This window comes from Vibrio sp. Y20_XG_PY13, from assembly GCF_024181925.1.
Classification (GTDB): domain Bacteria; phylum Pseudomonadota; class Gammaproteobacteria; order Enterobacterales; family Vibrionaceae; genus Vibrio; species Vibrio parahaemolyticus.
The window spans coordinates 130637-151502 of the sequence record NZ_JAMZAL010000008.1 but is presented as its reverse complement, the minus strand read 5'-3'; the positions used below and the strand labels follow the sequence as shown (position 1 = coordinate 151502).

21 protein-coding genes are annotated in these 20866 nt (G+C 45.6%); 14 read left to right on the top strand and 7 right to left on the bottom strand.

Features of this window, described 5'->3' with window-relative positions; genetic code table 11:
* The first annotated feature begins 67 nt into the window (after positions 1–67).
* From nudF to parC, 6 genes are all read left to right on the top strand, one after another.
* Positions 68–718 (top strand): ADP-ribose diphosphatase, encoded by a 651-nt coding sequence (gene nudF, locus NL646_RS18235; RefSeq protein ID WP_253664510.1) that lies wholly within the window; start codon positions 68–70, stop codon positions 716–718.
* Complete coding sequence (locus tag NL646_RS18230; RefSeq protein WP_005482022.1) at positions 718–1161, top strand: DUF1249 family protein; 444 nt, start codon at positions 718–720, stop codon at positions 1159–1161. Before nudF ends, NL646_RS18230 begins: the two co-directional genes overlap by 1 nt.
* A gap of 61 nt (positions 1162–1222) precedes the next feature.
* Positions 1223–2029: a 3',5'-cyclic-AMP phosphodiesterase gene (gene cpdA, locus NL646_RS18225; RefSeq protein ID WP_017449192.1), complete on the top strand. Its 807-nt coding sequence runs from the start codon at positions 1223–1225 to the stop codon at positions 2027–2029.
* A 48-nt stretch (positions 2030–2077) separates the two neighbouring features.
* Positions 2078–2692 (top strand): esterase YqiA, encoded by a 615-nt coding sequence (gene yqiA, locus NL646_RS18220; protein WP_253664509.1) that lies wholly within the window; start codon positions 2078–2080, stop codon positions 2690–2692.
* A gap of 221 nt (positions 2693–2913) precedes the next feature.
* The gene (gene parE / locus NL646_RS18215; RefSeq protein WP_005457157.1) at positions 2914–4794 is read left to right on the top strand and encodes a DNA topoisomerase IV subunit B; all 1881 of its coding nucleotides are present in this window, start codon (positions 2914–2916) and stop codon (positions 4792–4794) included.
* 3 nt (positions 4795–4797) lie between these two features.
* Positions 4798–7083 (top strand): DNA topoisomerase IV subunit A, encoded by a 2286-nt coding sequence (gene parC, locus NL646_RS18210; RefSeq protein WP_024700365.1) that lies wholly within the window; start codon positions 4798–4800, stop codon positions 7081–7083.
* A gap of 42 nt (positions 7084–7125) precedes the next feature.
* Here parC and degS read toward each other — a convergent pair whose 3' ends face one another.
* The 3 genes from degS to zapG all read right to left on the bottom strand — a co-directional run bounded on the left by degS (position 7126) and on the right by zapG (position 10534).
* Positions 7126–8190, bottom strand: coding sequence for an outer membrane-stress sensor serine endopeptidase DegS (degS, locus tag NL646_RS18205; protein WP_005490480.1), 1065 nt, complete (start codon positions 8188–8190; stop codon positions 7126–7128).
* A gap of 196 nt (positions 8191–8386) precedes the next feature.
* Complete coding sequence (locus NL646_RS18200) at positions 8387–9754, bottom strand: Do family serine endopeptidase (RefSeq protein WP_005457169.1); 1368 nt, start codon at positions 9752–9754, stop codon at positions 8387–8389.
* Between the two features lie 336 nt (positions 9755–10090).
* Positions 10091–10534 (bottom strand): Z-ring associated protein ZapG, encoded by a 444-nt coding sequence (gene zapG / locus NL646_RS18195; RefSeq protein WP_005457173.1) that lies wholly within the window; start codon positions 10532–10534, stop codon positions 10091–10093.
* A gap of 196 nt (positions 10535–10730) precedes the next feature.
* Here zapG and zapE point away from each other — a divergent pair, with 196 nt between their 5' ends.
* From zapE to sspB, 8 genes are all read left to right on the top strand, one after another.
* Complete coding sequence (gene zapE, locus NL646_RS18190) at positions 10731–11834, top strand: cell division protein ZapE (protein ID WP_025441279.1); 1104 nt, start codon at positions 10731–10733, stop codon at positions 11832–11834.
* A gap of 252 nt (positions 11835–12086) precedes the next feature.
* Positions 12087–12515, top strand: a complete 429-nt coding sequence (rplM, locus tag NL646_RS18185; RefSeq protein ID WP_005396465.1) for a 50S ribosomal protein L13 — start codon at positions 12087–12089, stop codon at positions 12513–12515.
* Positions 12516–12530: 15 nt separating this feature from the next.
* The gene (gene rpsI, locus NL646_RS18180; protein ID WP_005458217.1) at positions 12531–12923 is read left to right on the top strand and encodes a 30S ribosomal protein S9; all 393 of its coding nucleotides are present in this window, start codon (positions 12531–12533) and stop codon (positions 12921–12923) included.
* 546 nt (positions 12924–13469) lie between these two features.
* Positions 13470–14060 carry a ubiquinol-cytochrome c reductase iron-sulfur subunit gene (petA, locus tag NL646_RS18175; RefSeq protein WP_005479718.1) on the top strand — a complete coding sequence of 197 codons (591 nt, stop codon included), beginning with the start codon at positions 13470–13472 and terminating at the stop codon, positions 14058–14060.
* Positions 14060–15325 (top strand): cytochrome bc complex cytochrome b subunit, encoded by a 1266-nt coding sequence (locus NL646_RS18170; protein ID WP_005479717.1) that lies wholly within the window; start codon positions 14060–14062, stop codon positions 15323–15325. Before petA ends, NL646_RS18170 begins: the two co-directional genes overlap by 1 nt.
* Positions 15322–16059 carry a cytochrome c1 gene (locus NL646_RS18165; protein ID WP_005479715.1) on the top strand — a complete coding sequence of 246 codons (738 nt, stop codon included), beginning with the start codon at positions 15322–15324 and terminating at the stop codon, positions 16057–16059. Before NL646_RS18170 ends, NL646_RS18165 begins: the two co-directional genes overlap by 4 nt.
* A gap of 95 nt (positions 16060–16154) precedes the next feature.
* A complete protein-coding gene (sspA, locus tag NL646_RS18160) occupies positions 16155–16790 on the top strand; it encodes a stringent starvation protein SspA (RefSeq protein WP_005458199.1) in 636 nt (211 codons plus the stop codon).
* 16 nt (positions 16791–16806) lie between these two features.
* Positions 16807–17289 (top strand): ClpXP protease specificity-enhancing factor, encoded by a 483-nt coding sequence (gene sspB, locus NL646_RS18155; protein WP_005458208.1) that lies wholly within the window; start codon positions 16807–16809, stop codon positions 17287–17289.
* A 60-nt stretch (positions 17290–17349) separates the two neighbouring features.
* Here sspB and NL646_RS18150 read toward each other — a convergent pair whose 3' ends face one another.
* Genes NL646_RS18150 through NL646_RS18135 form a run of 4 tightly spaced genes read right to left on the bottom strand, consistent with a single transcriptional unit; the run spans position 17350 to position 20817 of the window.
* On the bottom strand, positions 17350–18039 hold the full coding sequence (locus tag NL646_RS18150) for a BON domain-containing protein (RefSeq protein ID WP_025792666.1): 690 nt from the start codon (positions 18037–18039) through the stop codon (positions 17350–17352).
* A gap of 20 nt (positions 18040–18059) precedes the next feature.
* Positions 18060–18650 (bottom strand): phosphoheptose isomerase, encoded by a 591-nt coding sequence (locus NL646_RS18145; RefSeq protein WP_005458175.1) that lies wholly within the window; start codon positions 18648–18650, stop codon positions 18060–18062.
* A 3-nt stretch (positions 18651–18653) separates the two neighbouring features.
* Complete coding sequence (locus NL646_RS18140; RefSeq protein WP_253664508.1) at positions 18654–19019, bottom strand: YraN family protein; 366 nt, start codon at positions 19017–19019, stop codon at positions 18654–18656.
* Positions 19006–20817: a penicillin-binding protein activator gene (locus tag NL646_RS18135; protein WP_005458195.1), complete on the bottom strand. Its 1812-nt coding sequence runs from the start codon at positions 20815–20817 to the stop codon at positions 19006–19008. Before NL646_RS18135 ends, NL646_RS18140 begins: the two co-directional genes overlap by 14 nt.
* Positions 20818–20866 lie beyond the last annotated feature (49 nt).

The following is a 20866-nucleotide window of genomic DNA, read 5'->3' as shown; positions in this document are numbered from 1 at the left end:
GAGCCAAGTCCTTTGAGCAAGTGATTAACAATGAGTAAACTACAAGATTCACTCAGAGAGGTGTTGAATGCAACAGTGTGACAAACGACAAGATGAGTTTACTTCACGAGACGTAGAAATCATCTCGAAAGAATCTGTGTTTGAAGGCTTCTTTAAAATGGTGAAGTACCGTTTTAAGCATAAGCTATTCGCTGGTGGTTGGAGCGACGTGGTTGAACGAGAAATGTTCGAGCGTGGCCATGCCGCGGCAATGCTGCCCTACGATCCTAAAACGGATCAAGTGGTTATCATTGAGCAGATCCGCATTGGCGCATTGGAACATGAACACCCTTGGCAGCTAGAAATTGTCGCCGGTATGATCGATCGCGCTGAATCCGAAGAAGAGGTGATTCGCCGTGAAGCCGAAGAAGAAGCCGGCATTACCGTAGGGCGAGTGGCATCAGTCACGTCTTATTATCCTTCTTCCGGTGGATGTTCTGAAAAACTGGATGTGTTTGTTGGTGAAGTTGATGCTTCTAAAGCGCACGGCATTCATGGTTTAGACTATGAAGATGAAGACATTCGAGTTCATGTGCTAAGTCGTGAACAAGCGTACCAATGGGTGAAAGACGGAATATTTGAGAATGGTGCTTCAATTATTGCGTTGCAATGGTTGCAATTAAACCATCAAGAGTTGAGGTCACAATGGGGATATCCCCAAATAGTGGAGAGTAAGTAATGGCGCAGGTGGCTGAAAAACAGCGATATCATGTTGATTTAGCGGGTCTGATGAGAACCTATGAGACCAATTACGCTAAGTTAAATGCCTTACTGCCTGTCTCTGCTGAGGTTGGGGATGTACGTTGCTATCAAGCGGCGAACATGGTTTACCAACTGACCGTGAATGAAATCACAAAATACACCACAGTTGTTGAGATATGTCAGAGTGATGAAACGCCAGTGTTTCCTTTGCCGACGATGTCTGTCAGGCTTTATCACGATGCGAGAGTTGCTGAAGTATGCTCAAGCGGAGAGTTCTCACGCATTAAAGCTAAATATGATTATCCCAATGACCAGTTGATGCAGAGAGATGAAAAGCATCAACTTAATACGTTCCTTGGTGAATGGCTGACGTTTTGTCTACGAAGTGGCATTAGTAGAACGCCGCTTGCCTTCAATTGATCGTCACGTCATTCAAGGAAAATAACAAGAAACTATAGAGTGAACGAATCAGGTTTTCATTTTGCAATCATCGAATGACAGCATCAAACTTTTACAAATCACGGATACTCATCTGTTCGCTGCAGACGAGGGAAGTTTGCTGAGCGTAAAAACAGCCGACAGCTTTTCTGCTGTGGTTAACGAAGTTTTGCGCCGCAAAGTGGGGTTTGATTACATTTTAGCGACTGGCGATATTTCACAGGATCATAGCGCCGAGTCTTATCAACGATTTGCTGATGGCATTGCGCCGCTGCAAAAGGATTGTTATTGGCTGCCGGGGAATCACGATTACAAACCCAATATGGGCAGTGTGTTACCTTCACCACAAATTCAAGCGGCAGAACATGTGTTGCTGGGTGAAAAGTGGCAATTGATTTTGCTTGATTCTCAAGTAGTAGGCGTACCTCATGGGCGTTTAAGCGATCAGCAGTTGACTCTTTTGGAAGAGAAATTAACGGAATTTCCTGAGCGTCATACACTGGTTTTATTGCATCACCATCCTTTGCTGGTGGGGAGCGCTTGGCTTGATCAGCATACGTTGAAAGACGCAGAAGCGTTTTGGCAAGTTGTGGATCGATTCGACAATGTAAAAGGCATTTTGTGTGGGCATGTTCATCAAGACATGAACGTAATACACAAAGGTATTCGAGTGATGGCAACACCATCAACGTGTGTCCAGTTTAAGCCGAATTCCGATGATTTCGCGCTTGATACCACATCCCCAGGTTGGCGTGAGCTAGAACTGCACACCAACGGCGACATCACAACCCATGTCGACCGTTTACCAGAAGGCCAATTCCAGCCAGATTTCTCTTCCAACGGATATTAATGATGCCCGAGCTCTAAGTTCGGGCTCGCTTTTTCATGCGAGACTTCTATGAGTAAACCTTCACTTCTATTGTACATCCACGGTTTCAACAGCTCACCGCTCTCAATGAAAGCCAATTTAATGAGAGAATATTGCGCGCAGCATCGTCCGGACATCAAAGTCATCGTCCCACAATTGCCTTGCTTTCCTGAACAAGCGGCTCAATTGTTGTTGGATATTGTTGAGCAATACAAAGACGACTACAACATTGGCTTAGTGGGTAGCTCGCTTGGTGGTTACATGTCGACGTGGTTAAACGCTAAGTACGGTTTTAAAGCGGTTGTCGTGAACCCTGCAGTTAAACCTTATGAGTTGCTTGTTGATTATTTGGGGGAGCAAACCAACCCATACACGCATGAAACCTATACACTTGAAGCTTGTCATATTGACGAGTTAAAAGCTCTTGATGTACAAAGCATCGCGTCGCCTAACTCTTTCTGGTTGTTGCAGCAAACCGAAGACGAGGTTTTAGACTATCGCCAAGCGGTAGATAAGTTTGCAAAAGCTAAGCAAACGGTAGAACAAGGCGGTGATCACAGTTTTGTAGGCTTTGAGCGTTATCCTGCTAAGATTATCGAATTCCTGAACTGTAATACTAATGAGACGATTGGAATAGGCTCATAGTTTTTATTGATATATCCAACTGTTTCTTGACATAGGCGGTATGCTTTCCGACTATGTTTTGCCTAAAGATCTTAAGGGTCATCGACCCTGGCTACGTTGTTATGCATCAGATTTATAAACACTTAACGATGCTGACAGGGTAGCTTTTTCGTTTCCTGAGTGTGTGCTTACCGATAGGTAAGACTTGGGTAACAAGTAAACTTTGAGAACAATTCCGTATTATGACTGAACAATATAATGCTGGTGCCATTGAAGTACTGAATGGCCTTGAGCCAGTACGTCGCCGACCAGGGATGTATACGGATACAGCGCGCCCAAACCACTTGGGCCAAGAAGTTATCGATAACAGTGTCGATGAAGCGCTAGCCGGACATGCCTCAAAAGTACAAGTCATCCTACATGCTGACCAATCACTAGAAGTGATCGATGATGGTCGAGGCATGCCTGTTGATATCCACCCTGAAGAGAAAGTATCTGGTGTTGAGCTGATCTTATGTAAGCTCCATGCGGGTGGTAAATTCTCCAACAAAAACTACCAGTTTTCAGGTGGTTTGCACGGTGTAGGTATCTCAGTAGTAAACGCGCTGTCTAAGCGAGTTGAAGTGACGGTACGTCGTGATGGTCAAGTGTACGAAATTGCTTTTGAGCACGGTGACAAAGTATCAGACCTTACTGTAACGGGCACATGTGGTCGCCGCAATCGCGGTACTAGCGTGCACTTTTGGCCGGATGCGAAGTATTTCGATTCAGCTAACTTCTCTGTAACTCGTTTGGTGAACAACCTACGAGCGAAAGCGGTACTTTGCCCAGGTCTAGAAATTACGTTTACCGATAAAGTAAACAACAAAGACTACCAGTGGTACTACGAAGATGGTTTGAAAGACTATCTAGCCGAAGGCGTAAAAGGTTACCCAGTACTACCAGAAGAACCGTTTACTGGTGAGTTCTCTGCAGACACAGAAGCAGCAAACTGGGCAGTAATCTGGCAGCCAGAAGGCGGCGAGATGATCACCGAAAGTTACGTGAACCTTATCCCAACAGCTCAGGGTGGTACACACGTAAATGGTCTTCGCCAAGGTTTGTTGGATGCGATGCGTGAGTTCTGTGAATTCCGCAACTTGCTACCACGTGGTGTGAAGCTAACGGGCGATGATGTTTTCGACCGTTGTTCGTACGTGTTGTCGGTTAAGATCCAAGATCCACAGTTTGCTGGTCAGACTAAAGAGCGTCTTTCTTCTCGTCAAACCGCTGCGTTTGTCTCTGGTGTGGTAAAAGATGCATTCAGTCTGTGGCTAAACGAAAAGCCTCAACTTGCAGAGCAACTAGCGGAAGTGTGTATTGCTAACGCGCACCGTCGTATGCGCGCAAGCAAGAAAGTCGTACGTAAAAAAGTCGCATCGGGTCCTGCCTTGCCAGGTAAGCTAACAGACTGTTCCGTACAAGACTTAAATCGCACCGAAATCTTCTTCGTGGAGGGTGACTCGGCGGGTGGCAGCGCGAAGCAAGCCCGAGATCGTGAATTCCAAGCGGTAATGCCACTGCGTGGTAAGATCCTAAACACATGGGAAGTCTCTGCCGATCAAGTTCTGGCGTCTCAAGAAGTGCATGACATCTCGGTTGCGTTGGGTATCGACCCAGACAGCGACAACCTTGACAGCCTACGCTACGGTAAAATTTGTATCCTTGCCGATGCGGACTCGGACGGTCTTCACATCGCAACGCTATTGTGTGCTTTGTTTACTCGTCACTTCCGCGCGCTCGTTGAAGCGGGTCATATCTATGTAGCAATGCCGCCTCTGTATCGAATCGACTGTGGTAAAGAAGTCTTCTACGCCCTCGATGACGATGAAAAAGATGGCATTCTAGAACGTTTGTCGAAGAAGAAAGCCAAAATCAACGTACAACGATTCAAAGGTCTGGGTGAGATGAACCCAATTCAGCTACGCGAGACCACAATGGATCCGAACACGCGTCGTTTGGTTCAACTTACGATCGACGACTCTGAAGCCACTATGGAAATGATGGACATGCTGCTAGGTAAAAAACGCGCAGATGACCGTCGTTCTTGGCTACAAAACAACGGCGATTTGGCAGAGGTTTAACGGATGTCTACAGAAATTACCTACGATGGCGTTGAACAGTTGCCAATGCGCAAGTTCACTGAAGACGCTTATCTGAACTACTCGATGTACGTAATCATGGACCGTGCATTGCCATACATTGGCGATGGTTTAAAACCGGTTCAACGACGCATCATTTACGCGATGTCGGAGCTTGGTCTTTCGGCATCAGCAAAATACAAAAAGTCTGCACGTACCGTTGGTGACGTGTTAGGTAAATACCACCCGCACGGTGACTCTGCATGTTACGAAGCGATGGTATTAATGGCGCAACCATTCTCTTACCGTTACCCACTGGTTGATGGTCAGGGAAACTGGGGTGCTCCGGATGACCCGAAATCTTTCGCGGCAATGCGTTATACCGAAGCGAAACTGTCGAAGTTTGCAGAAGTATTGCTTGGTGAGTTAGGTCAGGGCACTGTGGAATGGCAACCAAACTTTGATGGCACGATGAAAGAGCCTCAAATGTTGCCAGCACGTCTACCTCATATCTTGTTGAATGGCGTAACGGGTATCGCGGTTGGTATGGCGACAGATATCCCACCTCACAACGTTCGTGAAGTGGCTGACGCAACTATCCATCTGATCGACAATCCGAAAGCAGAATTGCCTGAAGTTATGCAGTTTGTGAAAGGTCCAGATTACCCAACAGAAGCGGAGATCATTTCGCCTCAAGCGGAAATTGAAAAGATCTATCGCAACGGCCGTGGCAGCATCAAGATGCGTGCGGTATGGCATAAAGAAGGGTCAGACATCGTCATCACGTCGATTCCGCATCAAGTGTCTGGCTCGAAGCTGCTTGAGCAGATCGCAAACCAAATGCGTGCGAAGAAGCTACCGATGGTAGAAGATCTTCGTGACGAATCGGATCATGAGAACCCAACTCGTATCGTAATCGTGCCACGTTCGAATCGCGTCGATTGCGATTTGCTGATGAACCACTTGTTTGCATCTACTGATCTAGAGCGCAGCTACCGTGTTAACTTGAACATGATTGGCTTGGATAACCGTCCTCAAGTGAAAGGTCTCGTACAGATCCTATCTGAGTGGATTGAGTTCCGCCGCAGTACCGTGCGTCGTCGTTTACAATACCGTTTAGACAAGGTGATGGCTCGTCTACACATCTTAGAAGGTTTGTTAGTTGCTTACCTCAACCTAGATGAAGTGATTGAGATCATTCGTACCGAAGACGATCCAAAAGCGGTGTTGATGGAACGCTTTGGTATTACCGATATTCAAGCCGATGCGATTCTGGATACCAAACTTCGTCATCTAGCGAAGCTAGAAGAGATGAAGATCCGTGGTGAACAAGACGAACTCGAGAAAGAGCGTGAGAAGCTAGAGCAGCTGCTTGGTTCTGAGCGTCGTCTGAACACACTGCTTAAGAAAGAAATTAAAGCCGACGCAGAGAAATACGGCGATGACCGTCGTTCTCCTTTAGTTGAACGTGCTGAAGCAAAAGCACTGACTGAGCGTGACCTAGTTCCAAGTGAACCAATTACCGTTGTTCTGTCTGAAAAAGGTTGGGTTCGTCATGCGAAAGGACACGATGTCGATGCGGAAAGTTTGAACTACAAGTCTGGCGATAAATACTTGGCGCATGCGCGCGGTAAGAGCAGTCAGCCGGCGGTCTTCCTTGGCAGTGATGGTCGAAGTTACTCGCTTGAGTCGCACTCGTTGCCATCAGCACGTAGTCAAGGTGAGCCGATTACTGGTCGCTTGAATATCACGGCGGGTAGCAGTATTCGTCAGGTGATCATGAGCGAAGAAGATCAGCTATGGCTGGTGGGCTCCGATGCTGGTTACGGCTTTGTGTGTAAAGGCGCTGATTTGCTATCGAAGAACCGTAGCGGTAAAGCGTTGGTTACGTTGCCTGCAAATTCTGAAGTGATGACGCCAAAAGAAGTCGGCGATCTGGATTCGGATGAGATTCTCGCGATTACCAACCAAGGGCGTATGTTGTTGTTCCCAATTAAAGACTTGCCGCAATTAGCGAAAGGTAAAGGTAACAAGATTATCAACATCCCAGCAGCTAAAGCGAAAGAGCGTGAAGAAGTGTTGTCCCACTTAATCGCGTTGCCGCAAGGTGCTTCTTTAACCTTGTACGCTGGTAAGCGCAAGCTAGGTTTGAAACCTGCTGATCTTGAGAACTTCCGTGGTGAGCGTGGTCGCCGAGGTAGTCTGCTGCCAAGAGGCTTACAGAGAGTGACGCGAATTGACGTTGAGCTTGGTGAGTCGAGCAGCACTGAAGAATCGATCGAAAGCGAATAAAACGAATAGAAACAAAAATCCCAGCCATTGGCTGGGATTTTTTTATGCTTCTTGTTTGTCTTCGGCGATGGTGACTTTTAGAGTCATTTCCTTGCCTTTACGAATGATACCAACGTCGACAGAAGTGCCTGGGCGTAAATCCGTGACGATATCCATCACGCTTTGACGGCCCTGAACTTTATTGCCATCGATACTGATAATGATGTCTTGTTTTTCAAAGCCTGCGGCACTTGCTGGACCATTTGGGTCGATACCTAAAACAACGATACCGCCAATGTGCTCGTTTCCTAGTAAACGGGCCGTCACTGCATTGATGTCTTGCCCATCAATACCGATGTAGCCGCGAATCACACGACCATCAGCTATGATTTTCTGCATAATTTTGCTGGCTAGTGGGGCTGGGATTGCAAATGAGATACCGTAGGTTTCAAGATCGGTTGCCTGCTGGAAAGATGCGGTGTTGATGCCCACCAATTCACCTTGAGTATTCACCAATGCGCCGCCCGAGTTACCTTCATTGATTGCAGCATCAGTTTGGATGAAGGCTTGACGACCATCGCTAATAGAAGAGCGACCTGTCGCGGAAATAATGCCGAAGGTCGTGGTTTGCCCTAAGTTGTATGGGTTACCAATCGCTAAAACGACATCACCAACCTGAGGTTTGTATTCAGAATTCAATGGGATGACAGGTAGGTTAGAACCTTCAACTCGTAAAACGGCAATGTCCGTGCGTTTGTCGGTGCCAACAAGTTGAGCGGCAGCAGCTCGACCATCTTGCAATGCAACAACGACTTGGTCTGCTTGAGCTACCACGTGATAGTTGGTAATGATATAACCTTTTTCGCTGACGATAACCCCAGAACCCAGCCCTTGTGTCGAGAGTTTACTGCGGTCGTTTTCAACGTATTTTCGGCTGTAGATATTCACAACCGCTGGCGCCGCTCTTCTTACGGCTTGGTTAAACGACAACTCAAGAGATGCGATATTTTTCGGTTGTTGGTCGAGCGCGACAGGAATAACGTTATTGCGCAATGATGGAACTGCGAGCAGTACAACGGCAGCGGTTGCTAAGCCTAAAAAGACAGAACGTAATAAAAAGCTAAGCATATCCTCTCCATGCATGAGCGCCAAAATGGCATAGAAAGGTGAAGAATAGCATTACATTGAAAAATAACAAAAGGGCAGTGCGTGATCGCACTGCCCTTTTAATAATCAGATTGATAGTAAGCTGAACTCTTCGAGCTTCATCACCAAGAGTGATGAATCAATCGTCTGGTTTTGCCCTGATTTTAGAGGCTAGAGACTATCGAATCACCAAGTAGATAGTGCGTTCCCCGCGTTGGATATTTAGTGCAAGCACACCTTTGTGTTTATCAACAATAGAGCGAAGCTCCGCAAGGTTTTTCACTCGTTGACGATTGACGCCAATAATGATGTCACCTTGTTTTAGCTGGTATTGCGCGGCAGGTGAATTCTCTGCAACACTGGAGACTTTTACCCCTTGGATTGCATCACTTGGTGTAGTGTTACTTAACTCTGCTCCTTTTAGGCCTTCATGCAACGTTTCCGCTTTGGCTTTCATGTTGGTGGACTCGCCAAGAGTCACGTCAAACGACTTGCTCTTACCATCACGAATAACGCCTAGCGTGATCTTCTTACCCGCTCCTAATGTGGCGACTTTAGCGCGCAACTCAGAGAAAGTGTCGATTGACTTACCGTTAACTGAGACAACCACATCACCGGCTTTTAGACCCGCTTTGTCCGCTGCGCTATCGGGCACGACTTGGCTGATGAACGCCCCTTTACTTGACTCGTAACCTAGTGCTTCTGCCAACTCAGAGGTCACTTCACCACCTTGAACGCCCAACATGCCACGTTTTACTTCACCAAATTCTAAAATCTGCTCAGTGAGGTTTCTCATCATGTTCGATGGGATAGCAAAACCAATCCCGACGTTGCCGCCATTTGGCCCCAAAATGGCGGTGTTAATACCGATCAGCTCACCGTTAAGGTTCACCAGTGCACCGCCAGAGTTACCACTATTGATTGCGGCATCGGTTTGGATGAAGTTTTCGAAGTTCTCCACGTTTAAACCACTACGACCCAGAGCAGAAACGATACCCGAGGTGACGGTTTGGCCGAGACCAAATGGGTTGCCGATAGCAACAGTAAAGTCGCCGACGCGTAACTTGTCAGAGTCGGCAATCTTAATCTGAGTTAGATTTTTCGCTTTTTCTAATTTCAGCAATGCGACGTCTGCCATCTCATCACCACCAACGAGTTCTGCATCGTACTCGCGGCCGTCATAGAGGCGCACTCGAATTTCATCCGCGCCTTTGATCACATGATAGTTAGTGACGATGTGCCCTTTTTGGGCATCAATAATGACGCCAGAGCCCAATCCGCGGAATGGACGCTCTCGAGTTTGCTCCATCGGGAAGTCAGGGCCGAAGAAGAACTGAAATTGTTCCGGAATACGACTGGTTTGAACTTGTTTACCCTCAACCGCAATGCTCACGACTGCTGGGGTCACTTTTTCTAGCATCGGGGCTAGGCTTGGTAATTGCTGGCCATCAACACTTAGAGGCAGTGCTGCCGTGGCCGTTATCGGCGTGATAATAGAACTCAAACTTAAAGATAGAACGGTTAGCGCAAGCAATGGCTTTTTCATCCAGTAACTCCTCTTGAAACATGTCTGCCAAAAAGAAATATCCGCACTTTACACCAATAAGAATAAGCGTTTGGTCATCCATGACAGGGTACGTTTAGCCCAACCGATAGCGCATGCCATTATTCAAAGGCCGCAACAGACTGAAACGAATTGCCTGCATAGGTTTATGAACATCAACTTATCTTGATTGATATTTTTAATATAAGGTCTAGTTTGGATATTCAAAGGGTGACGGCAGTTCACATGCAAGTTAGAGAGGGATTACTGCAGAAAAGTTCAAAAAGGGTCGATACAAATTACGATTTATATCGACCCAAAAGAAAGGAAAAGAGCAGGTTAAGAGGCTTTAGCCGTCACCACGTCGGGAGCGTTGATGATCTCTTTTTCTTGATCTTTCAAAAGACCGGTCGCGCCGTTGGCGTAGTCTTTTGGTTGTTCGTTGACCTCTGGTTGGTCTTCTTTGATTTGCTCTGAAGACATCGCCGTTTTCTTATCAAACGGGTTATCTTGTTCTGGCAAGTTAGGCAGAAGTTCTGAAGAGGTCTTCGCCATATGTTGGTAGAGTTTAGTGTAATCCTTACCCAAGGTATCCAACATTTCTGCGGTTTGTGCAAAATGATCTACGAGCTCTTGACGTTGTTGCTCTAGTTCAAACTTAGCCGCTTCAAGTTCTTTTTGCACAGACTTTTGTTTCTTGTATTCAGGGGTGGTTAGTCTACTAATGACTACGCCTACGATTGTACCGACCAGCAAACCCACAATGGCATAAATCCAAGGCATAACTGCTCCTTATAGTTGTTTTAACAAGTCTTTTACTACTTAGTTACACGCGGTGCTTGTCCATGTTACTATGGCTTTCACAGCCGATAAAGAAAAATAGCAGTATGTCTTCGGGGACTGATAACTACTTCTCTCTATTCTCAAAGTTGACCCCGAGGTGACCATTTTCTCTGTACCTCTAACACGACTTAATCTGATGACACCACTAAAACGATATCAAAAAGATATAGCAGAACATGGATTCCAGCGCGATGAAGCCCAGCATCAAGCCGTTGTCGCTTTAGACAAACTCTACCATGATATTGTTGAGTTTCAGTCTGCGCCGATCCCTCAACTTTCTAAATGGCAAAAGCTCATGGGTAAAAAGGTCGAGATGCCTCAACCCCCAAAAGGTTTGTACTTTTGGGGCGGGGTAGGCCGAGGTAAAACCTATTTAATGGACGCCTTTTTTGATGCCTTACCTACTGACAGAAAAATGCGCGTGCACTTTCACCGCTTTATGTATCGGGTACATGACGAGTTAAAGCGTTTGGGGGAGGTAGAAAATCCTCTCTCCAAAGTTGCCGACTTATTTAAACAAGAAGCGGATATTGTTTGTTTTGACGAGTTCTTTGTCTCTGACATAACTGATGCCATGATTCTTGCCACATTGTTGCAAGAAATGTTTAAGCGTCAGATGGTGCTGGTGGCGACGTCAAACATCGAACCACAAAATTTATATCGTAATGGCTTACAGCGAGCACGTTTTCTTCCTGCTATTGATATGATTTTAGCGCGTTGCCATGTACTAAATGTGGATAGTGGTGTCGATTATCGTCTGAGGACGTTGGAACAAGCCGAAATCTACCATTTTCCATTGGATGAGCAGGCTTCTATTAATTTAAATACCTATTATCAGCAGCTTACGGCTGAGCGTAAAAGCGTTGCCCACAAAATCGACATTAATCATCGACAGATTAACGTGATTGAAGCCAGTGATGGGGTGTTACATGCTTCTTTTGAGCAGTTGTGCCAAACCGCTCGAAGTCAAAACGATTACATTGAACTTTCACGTATTTATCACACGGTTTTACTGGCCGATGTGCGTCAGATGAATCGTAAAATTGATGATGCTGCGAGGCGTTTTATTGCTTTAGTCGACGAGTTTTATGAGCGTAACGTAAAACTGATTATTTCAGCGGAAGTCGAGATGGATGCCTTATATAGCGAAGGACAACTGGAATTTGAGTTCAAGCGTTGTGTATCACGTTTAACCGAGATGCAGAGTCATGAGTATCTTGCTCGCGAGCATTTGGCGTAAATTTGATTGCCTCTTTAAAAAGTGAAGAAAAAATTAGTGATTTGGCGCAAAAAAAGGTGATTTTTTCTTCGCTCTTCTCTATAATCCTGCGACCCACCGTTACTGCAGACCGGATTATCGAAGTTATTTCGAAATAGATGGTCGAGAGTACCAACGACTCGAAGGGGTGATGACTGGGCTCTTAGACAGTGTGGGAGCACCAAACGGGTGTTCCTTTAAAGTTTAAATTTTAATTAACGGGTTATTATTAGCATGAAAACTTTCGTTGCTAAACCAGAAACTGTAAAACGCGACTGGTACGTTGTAGACGCTGAAGGTAAAACTCTTGGCCGTCTAGCAAGTGAAATTGCATCTCGCCTACGTGGCAAACATAAAGCTGAATACACTCCTCACGTTGACGCTGGTGACTACATCATCGTTATCAACGCTGAGAAAGTTGCTGTAACTGGTAACAAAGCTAAAGACAAAGTGTACTACCGTCACTCTGAGTTCCCAGGTGGTCTAAAATCTATCACTTTTGAAAAGCTGATCGATCGTAAACCTGAGATGGTTCTTGAGCTAGCAGTTAAAGGCATGCTTCCACGTGGTCCTCTAGGCCGTGCTATGTACCGTAAGCTTAAAGTTTACGCAGGCGCTGAGCACAACCATGTTGCTCAACAACCACAAGTACTAGACATCTAATTGGGGATTTCGAAAATGGCAGAGAATCAATACTACGGCACTGGCCGTCGCAAAAGCTCAGCTGCACGTGTTTTTATTAAACCAGGCAGCGGCAACATTGTAGTAAACAAGCGTAGCCTTGATGAATACTTCGGTCGTCCAACTTCTCGCATGGTTGTTAAACAACCTCTAGAGCTAGTTGAACTAACTGAGAAGCTAGACCTTTACGTTACAGTTAAAGGCGGCGGTATTTCTGGTCAAGCTGGTGCTATCCGTCACGGTATCACTCGCGCGCTTATGGAATACGATGAGTCTCTACGTCCTGCTCTACGTGCAGCTGGTTACGTTACTCGTGACGCTCGTTGCGTTGAACGTAAGAAAGTTGGTCTACGTAAAGCACGTCGTCGTCCACAGTTCTCTAAGCGTTAATTTCCTTTTACCGGAAATTATGTTTTCCAGAATTATTCTGGGACTGTGCACCAAAAGCTCGGCTATATGCCGAGCTTTTTGTTTTTTATTGTCAGATAAAACATCCGTTATCTCTGGTTATCTCAGAACACTTCCCCTTAATATCCACGCAACATTTTACGAAGGTTTTATCGCAATATTTACGCTTTACCTGTGCTACAAAAGTTTAAATTTACGTGTTAGTGATTTTTGTCACTTATTGAAAACTTATTCGGTGTAATTCTCTGAAAACAACCAAAATAAAAGGCATGTGAGGCTTAATTTTGTTGTTCTTCATTTCGCTTTCTTGTTACAAATCACATCAATTTTTTATAATTCTGCCGCTTTTGTGACGACGCGAGCGATTTGCCTCACAAATGTTACAAAAAGGTAGCTTTATCTTGTCAAAAAGTAGGGTTTTCTTTATCATTTCTCCCCAATAATTAGAACTAAATTCATTATTTGTTAGCCATGCTCTTATAAGCGGAATAATAACGATCCAAAGGGAGCAAATGGGAGAATGTTTGGATGAGCAACGCGCCTTTAAATAACGGTCGCAGGCGTTTTCTAACCGCTACAACGGCAGTTGTTGGTGGATTAGGGGCAGTCGCCGTCGCCGTGCCTTTTATTAAATCATGGAATCCGAGTGCTAAAGCCAAAGCGGCGGGTGCACCGGTGGAAGTGGATATAAGTAAAATTGAACCAGGTCAGCTGGTACGTGTTGAGTGGCAGGGGAAACCTGTATGGATTGTTCGCCGTACTCAAAGCGTTCTGGATAACCTAAAAACGATCAGTGATAAGCTTCGTGATCCACAATCTGAAATGGAACAGCAGCCAGAGTACGCTCAGAATGAGTTTCGCTCGATTAAAGAAGAGTACTTTGTTGCCGTTGGTTTCTGTACTCACCTTGGTTGTTCACCTACCTACCTACCAGACTCTTTCTCAGAGCAGGTGCAGGGCGTAAGGTCTGGCTTCTTCTGCCCTTGTCATGGTTCTAAGTTCGATATGGCAGGCCGAGTATTCCAAGGGGTACCTGCTCCATTGAACCTTGTCGTTCCTAAACACATGTATTTGAGCGACACCAAGCTCATTGTGGGTGTTGATGAGGGGGATGCATAATGCAAGCACTATTAGATTGGGTAGAAAAGCGTATTCCAGCAATGAATGCTTATAAAAAGCATTTATCTGAATACCCAATGCCGAAGAACTTCAACTTTTGGTATCTTTTTGGTTCTCTGGCGATGCTGGTTCTTGTCAACCAAATCCTAACGGGTATTTGGCTAACGATGAACTACGTTCCTTCTGGTGAAGGTGCTTTTGCATCTATCGAATACATCATGCGTGACGTTGAGTACGGTTGGCTTCTGCGTTACATGCACTCAACTGGCGCATCAGCGTTTTTCGTTGTTGTATACCTGCACATGTTCCGTGGTCTGATCTACGGTTCGTACCAAAAGCCTCGTGAACTACTGTGGATCTTCGGTATGTTGATCTTTCTAGTTCTAATGGCTGAAGCATTCATGGGTTACCTACTACCATGGGGTCAGATGTCATACTGGGGCGCTCAGGTAATCATTTCTCTGTTTGGTGCAATCCCTGTTATCGGTGATGACTTAACGCTTTGGATTCGTGGTGACTACATCATCTCAGGTGCAACGTTGAACCGTTTCTTCGCACTACACGTAATTGCGCTGCCTATCGTACTACTTCTACTTATCGTGCTTCACGTATTGGCACTGCACGAAGTGGGCTCTAACAACCCTGACGGTATCGAAACTAAGTTACCAAAAGGTTCAATGGGCGATGATTACAAAACGCAGTTCAAGTTCCACGATTACTACACGAAGAAATACGACATTATTGACTCTATTCCTTTCCATCCATATGGCACGGTTAAGGATTTGGTTGGTGTCGCTGGCTTCTTGTTCTTCTTCTGTTATGTGTTGTTCTTTAACCCAGAAATGGGTGGATACTTCCTTGAGCCGCCTAACTTTGAAGCTGCAAACCCATTGAAGACGCCTGAACACATCGCTCCGGTATGGTACTTCACTCCGTTTTACGCAATCTTGCGTGCGGTTCCAGACAAGCTATTGGGTGTAATACTAATGGGTGCGTCTATCGCTGTACTGTTTGTTCTGCCTTGGTTGGATCGCTGTAAAGTACGTTCATACCGTTACCGTAGCAAAATCCACCTATTGAATATTGTTCAGTTCACTATCGCCTTTATCGCTCTGGGCATTTTAGGTGCGTTGCCTGCAACACCGACGTACACGCTACTATCTCAGATCTTTAGCTTGTGTTACTTCATGTTCTTTGTACTGCTGTTCTTCTACAGCAAAAATGAAGCAACCAAACCATTACCAGAGAGGGTGACATTCAAATGAAGAAGTGGATTGTAATTCTATTTGCTATGTTGCCATCTCTTGCGATGGCAGCAGGTGCCAACGTTCCGCTTGATAAAGCAAACGTGGACCTAACGGATAAAGCTTCGCTACAAAATGGCGCGAAGTTGTTCATGAACTATTGTTTTGCTTGTCACTCTACGCAATACCAGCGTTATGAGCGTGTAGCAACAGACTTAGATATTCCAGCTGACCTAATGAAGGAAAATCTGATTTTCAACCCTGAAGCGAAAATCGGTGACCTCATGGTTAATGCTATGCCACCGAAGCAGGCGGCAAACTGGTTTGGTGCTCCACCACCGGATCTAACTTTGGTAGCCCGAGTGCGTGGTGCGGATTGGTTGTACACATACTTACGCTCTTTCTATGTTGATCCATCTCGTCCATTTGGCGTGAACAACATCGTATTCCCAAGTGTTGGTATGCCGCACGTTCTTGAAGAACTGCAAGGTATTCCAACGCCAGTGTACGGCACTAAGATGGTTGATGGTGAAGAAGTCAAAGTGGTTGTTGGTACTGAGACAAACGGTACTGGCGAATTAAGCGAAGGCGAATATGACAAAGCGGTTGGTGACTTGGTGAACTTCTTGGTTTACGCCGGCGACCCAGTTCAACTTGAGCGTCATGCTTTGGGTTGGTGGGTAATGGGCTTCCTAGTTCTACTAACGATTGTTGTCGTGATGCTTAAGAAAGAGTATTGGCGTGATGTGCATTAATTGTGCTATCATACCGTGCTAATTCCCAATTTAATTGATGGATAATGGAGGCTTAGCCTCCATTATTTTTATTTGTAAGTGTACTGGAGGGCTCCATGGCTGTAGCTGCCAATAAACGTTCTGTGATGACTCTTTTCTCAAGTGCATCAGATTTGTATAGCCATCAGGTTCGCATCGTACTAGCTGAAAAAGGCGTAAGTGTTGAAGTTGAGCTTGTTGATGAAGCTAATCTTCCTGCTGAGCTTGTTGAGCTAAACCCATATAAATCAGTGCCAACTCTTGTTGACCGTGAGCTAGCTCTTTACGATTCAAAAATCATCATGGAGTACTTGGACGAGCGTTTCCCTCATCCACCTCTAATGCCGGTTTACCCAGTTGCTCGTGGTAACAGCCGTTTGATGATGTACCGTATTGAACGTAACTGGTACTCACTAGCTGAAAAAATTGTTAAAGGTAATGCAGAAGAGTCAGAAAAAGCGCGTACGAAACTTCGTAACGATCTACTGACTCTAGCGCCAATTTTTGCTGAATACGAATACTTCATGAGTGAAGAATTCAGCCTAATCGATTGTTACCTAGCTCCACTATTGTGGCGCCTACCTCAACTTGGTATTGACCTAGTTGGCCCAGGCTCAAAAGAAATCAAGGTATACATGAACCGCGTATTTGAGCGTGATTCATTCCTTGCTTCTTTAACTGAAGCTGAACGTGAAATGCGTCTAGTTCGCTAAGCGATTTAGAGACGTTATGGATATTGCAAAAATGACTGCTCGCCGTCCGTATATGCTTCGCGCATTTTACGATTGGCTAGTAGACAATGACTTAACTCCCCACTTGGTTGTTGATGCAACTATGCCGGGTGTGCGTGTGCCTGTTGAGTTTGTTCAAGATGGTCAGATTATCTTGAATATTGCTCCTCGTGCCGTTGGTAACTTAGAGTTGGGTAATGATGCTATTACCTTCCATGCTCGTTTTAGTGGCCGACCACACTCAGTGATCGTGCCAGTGTATGCAGTTCAAGCGATTTATGCTCGTGAAAACGGTGCTGGAACAATGTTTGAACCAGAAGAAGCGTACACGCACATCGAAGAAGAAACGATTGAAGAAGAAGATTTGTCACCATCTTTTAAGGCGGTGACGGAAGAAACTTCTGAGGAGATTGGTGCAGAATCCCAAGAGGAAGAAGCTCCTCGTCCTAAAGGTCGACCAAGCTTAAGAGTGATTAAGTAAATAAAAAGCAGCGTTAACGCTGCTTTTTTTATACTTCGGTTTCAAGTTTTTCAATATCGTTTAGTCACTGATGGTAAACGTCTCGACATCTGGATCAGTATCATCTTGTGTCTGTGTCTGTGTCTGTGTCTGTGTCTGTGTCTGTGTTGTCACACCGTCGCTAGGTAAATCGACTTTAACTGGTTCTGCGTCTCCGTATTGGAACCCTTTGATCACCTGTTTTACGCCAGAGATATTCCGCGAAATCTCCGTCGCGCGTTCACCTTGCTGAGCGGTTACATAGCCAAACAAAAATACGTCACCATCCTCTGTAATGACTTTGACTTTAACGCCATTGAGGTCCGAGTCGGTTAATAGAGCCGATTTTACCTTGGTTGTGATCCAGCTGTCGTTGCTGATTTGCGTCACGCTCAATGGCTCTTTAGCCTTAATTTGATTATGAATGGTTTTGACGCCATCAATAGCTCTAGCTCGTTGCTCAATTTGATTGATCAAATCTTGAGTTGGAGCTTGGCCCATTAAAACAACCGTACCATTGTACGAGCTCGCAACAACTCGAACATGCCCTTTAAACGGTTCTTTATTACCGATCGCTGCGACTTCAAATTCAATATTGTTGTCTTGCCAGATCTGCTTCGTGGTGCGAGTATCTGTCACAATATTTGCCGTGGTGGCAGCTCCAGCAATGAACAGTCCCGCACATCCGCTCAAGCTTAAGATGGTACATAAAATGATAAGGCTACGTATCATAATGCTGATTCTCAAATCTGTTATTCTTCGTGAGCAGGGAAAAGTACTTGGTCAATCAAATCGCATAAGCAGTGAAGAGTGACCATATGCACTTCGTGAATGCGAGCCGTGCGATGGGATGGAATGCGAATTTCTACATCGTTTTCGCCCAATAATCCTGCCATCTCACCACCATCTTTACCTGTTAGGGCGATAATGGTCATGTCGCGAGTTACGGCCGCCTCCATCGCTTTGATGATGTTTTTGCTGTTGCCACTGGTAGAAAGCGCCAGAAGAATATCGCCTGGTTGGCCAAATGCACGAACTTGCTTAGAGAAAATCTCTTGGTAGTGGTAGTCGTTTGCAACTGCCGTTAGTGTGGTGTTGTCCGCAGTCAACGCCATAGCGGGAAGGCTAGGGCGCTCGGTCTCAAAGCGATTTAAAAGACAAGAAACAAACTGTTGTGCATTTGAGGCGCTGCCACCGTTGCCGCAGCAAAGAATTTTGTTGCCATTCAGCAAGCTCGAAACCATGGCTTGAGCGGCGTGCGTGATCGCATCAGGCAGAGCTTCTGCGGCTGCGATTTGAATTTGAATACTTTCTGTAAAGCTATCTTTAATGCTGTCTAGCATCGCTTATCCTTCAGATATTGCATTTTGTATCCAGTTGATGTCGCGACCACTGTCATGAATGGCGATGACATCGAACCGATAATCTATGGTGTGCATTGTGCGTTGTTGGCTGAGCCAAACTTGTGCTGTTTTGATCAGTTTGCGCATTTTTGCGTTTGTGACCATTTCTGCCGCTGAGCCAAAATGATCGTTCTTACGATATTTGACTTCAACAAAGACGATAGTTTCATCTTGTTGGAAGATTAAATCAATTTCGCCGAACTTTGTCAGATAATTTTGATCTAAAAAACGCAAACCCTGACGCTGCAGATACTGCTTCGCCAGGGTCTCGTACTGATTACCTATTTGACGCTTACTAAAGAGCCCCACGCTCAGCCCAGCTCAATTCGCGTTGTACAACACAGTTGTTGTCAATGCTTAACGTACCAGTTTGGCCGCTTACTGAGTAACCTGGTACCACTTTCATTTGTGGCAATTCACCGATCAGTTTGTAGGCATCCATCCCTAGAGCTTTTAAGCGTTTTTCCATGTTGGATTGATCTGCCCATAGCTCATTCATTTCAGCGGTCACTATTGGGTCTGGATTTACTAACAGCGGAATGTCACTGTAGATAATTCCTGTTAAGTCTTCGTACGTCGCACCACCGCTGTTGCTACGAGAGTTCGAGAACAGTTTTGGTGGCTTCGCATCTGGGTTAATTGCGACCTCAATGAATGGTTTGATAAGTGTTAGTTCAGAGCTACGAGCGACAATGTAAACTGCGTCCACATCACGACGACTGCGTGGCTGTGTTTCCAACTTAATGCGCATGAGCGATTGCATCTGTGCGATACGCTGTTTGCTCTCTTGTAATCCAAAGACGTCGTTAATGTCTTTTTGTAGCTGGCGCTTATCACCAAAGTAGCTTGTTGCGACTTTGTTTGAGCTGTACTTGCTCCATTCTTCATTGAAAGCTTGCACAACACGCTCACCGTAGCTGCCTTTTGGCGCTAGGATCAGCGGGAAGCTATAGCCTTCGCTAAACAAGTATTTTGCAGCTTGAGCCACTTCTTGCTCTGGTGACAACGCTAGGTAGCAAATGTCGGTACCTGGCTGAACATCTTCAGGAATATTCAACGCCAGTGCGGGAATGGCTGGACTGTTTGCTGAACCATCCATTGTGGTTTGCAATAGTTCGACATTTTCTTTTTGCAGCGGGCCGACAACAAAATCGATGTTTTCGTTGATAAGACGTTGTTTCACTTCATCAGCGCTGTACGCATTCGTATCAATGACGGTAAGCGTTGCGCTTGGATCGCGGTTTCTATCATTCATCATCGCGAACACAAAACCATCGCGGATCAATTGTGCCTGAGGCGCAAACTTACCTGTTAATGGTAACAGCAATGCTGTGTTATTTGGTTTTACGATATCAAGTGACAGAATGTTTTGAATTTCTTCTGGCGTATAGATTGCCGCTGGGTGTGACGGGTTCTCGTTCAACCAACGCTCAAGGGTATTTTTTAACTGAGACAGATTGCCGGAGAGCGTTTTTGCGTAAACTGCTAATTGCAACCATCCATCTAACACGTCTTCGCTGGGTTCAGTTTGTAGTGAAGTCAGTTCATATTCAGAGTAACTGCCAAAGTTCATCCAAATTCGGCTTGAGATTTCGCGTTGCTCTGCTGATGACGCGTATTGACTAAACGCTACCAGTTGGCGGTTGGCTTCAAACGGCTGATTTAGGCTTTGGTAAGCGTCGGCACGTAGAGAGTAGTAATCTTTCCACTGCTCATTTGGTAGTTTCCACCAAGGCTTAAAGTTGAGAAGCTGCAACAACTGAGAGTAATCGCCTTGCTTTTGCTGTATGGTCGCACGCGCCAGTTGCCACTCTGCCTGTTGAACTTCCGTCAGTTGTTGGCGAGCCAGACGTTTTATCAGAAGGTCTGCTTGATCCAATTGGTTCGCTTGGATTGCGGCTTTGGTTGCCATGATCAACCAGTCGTTTTGTAAGCTGCCTTCCGTGCTATCAGCTTGAATCATGTAGTTCTGTACCGACTGGGTAGGCTCAAGTGTGACATCTACGCCATCAGGCTGTCTCGGGCCTGAAGAACAGGCGGCGAGCGTAATTGCTAGTGCAACAGGAGTGAGTATGCGTGGTACACTGAGTCTCTTATGGTTAATCATTGCCGTGAGTTCTCTATAATTTTGTACAAAATTGTCTCTATATTAATCG

Coding starts and splice junctions, on each gene's coding strand:
- sspB (WP_005458208.1), top strand. CDS start 16,807: ATGGATATTGCAAAAATGACTGCTCGCCGTCCGTATATGCTTCGCGCA.
- parC (WP_024700365.1), top strand. CDS start 4,798: ATGTCTACAGAAATTACCTACGATGGCGTTGAACAGTTGCCAATGCGC.
- NL646_RS18145 (WP_005458175.1), bottom strand. CDS start 18,650: ATGCTAGACAGCATTAAAGATAGCTTTACAGAAAGTATTCAAATTCAA.
- NL646_RS18200 (WP_005457169.1), bottom strand. CDS start 9,754: ATGAAAAAGCCATTGCTTGCGCTAACCGTTCTATCTTTAAGTTTGAGT.
- NL646_RS18170 (WP_005479717.1), top strand. CDS start 14,060: ATGCAAGCACTATTAGATTGGGTAGAAAAGCGTATTCCAGCAATGAAT.
- yqiA (WP_253664509.1), top strand. CDS start 2,078: ATGAGTAAACCTTCACTTCTATTGTACATCCACGGTTTCAACAGCTCA.
- sspA (WP_005458199.1), top strand. CDS start 16,155: ATGGCTGTAGCTGCCAATAAACGTTCTGTGATGACTCTTTTCTCAAGT.
- NL646_RS18230 (WP_005482022.1), top strand. CDS start 718: ATGGCGCAGGTGGCTGAAAAACAGCGATATCATGTTGATTTAGCGGGT.
- degS (WP_005490480.1), bottom strand. CDS start 8,190: ATGCTTAGCTTTTTATTACGTTCTGTCTTTTTAGGCTTAGCAACCGCT.
- NL646_RS18135 (WP_005458195.1), bottom strand. CDS start 20,817: ATGATTAACCATAAGAGACTCAGTGTACCACGCATACTCACTCCTGTT.
- NL646_RS18165 (WP_005479715.1), top strand. CDS start 15,322: ATGAAGAAGTGGATTGTAATTCTATTTGCTATGTTGCCATCTCTTGCG.
- rpsI (WP_005458217.1), top strand. CDS start 12,531: ATGGCAGAGAATCAATACTACGGCACTGGCCGTCGCAAAAGCTCAGCT.
- NL646_RS18150 (WP_025792666.1), bottom strand. CDS start 18,039: ATGATACGTAGCCTTATCATTTTATGTACCATCTTAAGCTTGAGCGGA.
- zapE (WP_025441279.1), top strand. CDS start 10,731: ATGACACCACTAAAACGATATCAAAAAGATATAGCAGAACATGGATTC.
- petA (WP_005479718.1), top strand. CDS start 13,470: ATGAGCAACGCGCCTTTAAATAACGGTCGCAGGCGTTTTCTAACCGCT.
- zapG (WP_005457173.1), bottom strand. CDS start 10,534: ATGCCTTGGATTTATGCCATTGTGGGTTTGCTGGTCGGTACAATCGTA.
- nudF (WP_253664510.1), top strand. CDS start 68: ATGCAACAGTGTGACAAACGACAAGATGAGTTTACTTCACGAGACGTA.
- parE (WP_005457157.1), top strand. CDS start 2,914: ATGACTGAACAATATAATGCTGGTGCCATTGAAGTACTGAATGGCCTT.
- rplM (WP_005396465.1), top strand. CDS start 12,087: ATGAAAACTTTCGTTGCTAAACCAGAAACTGTAAAACGCGACTGGTAC.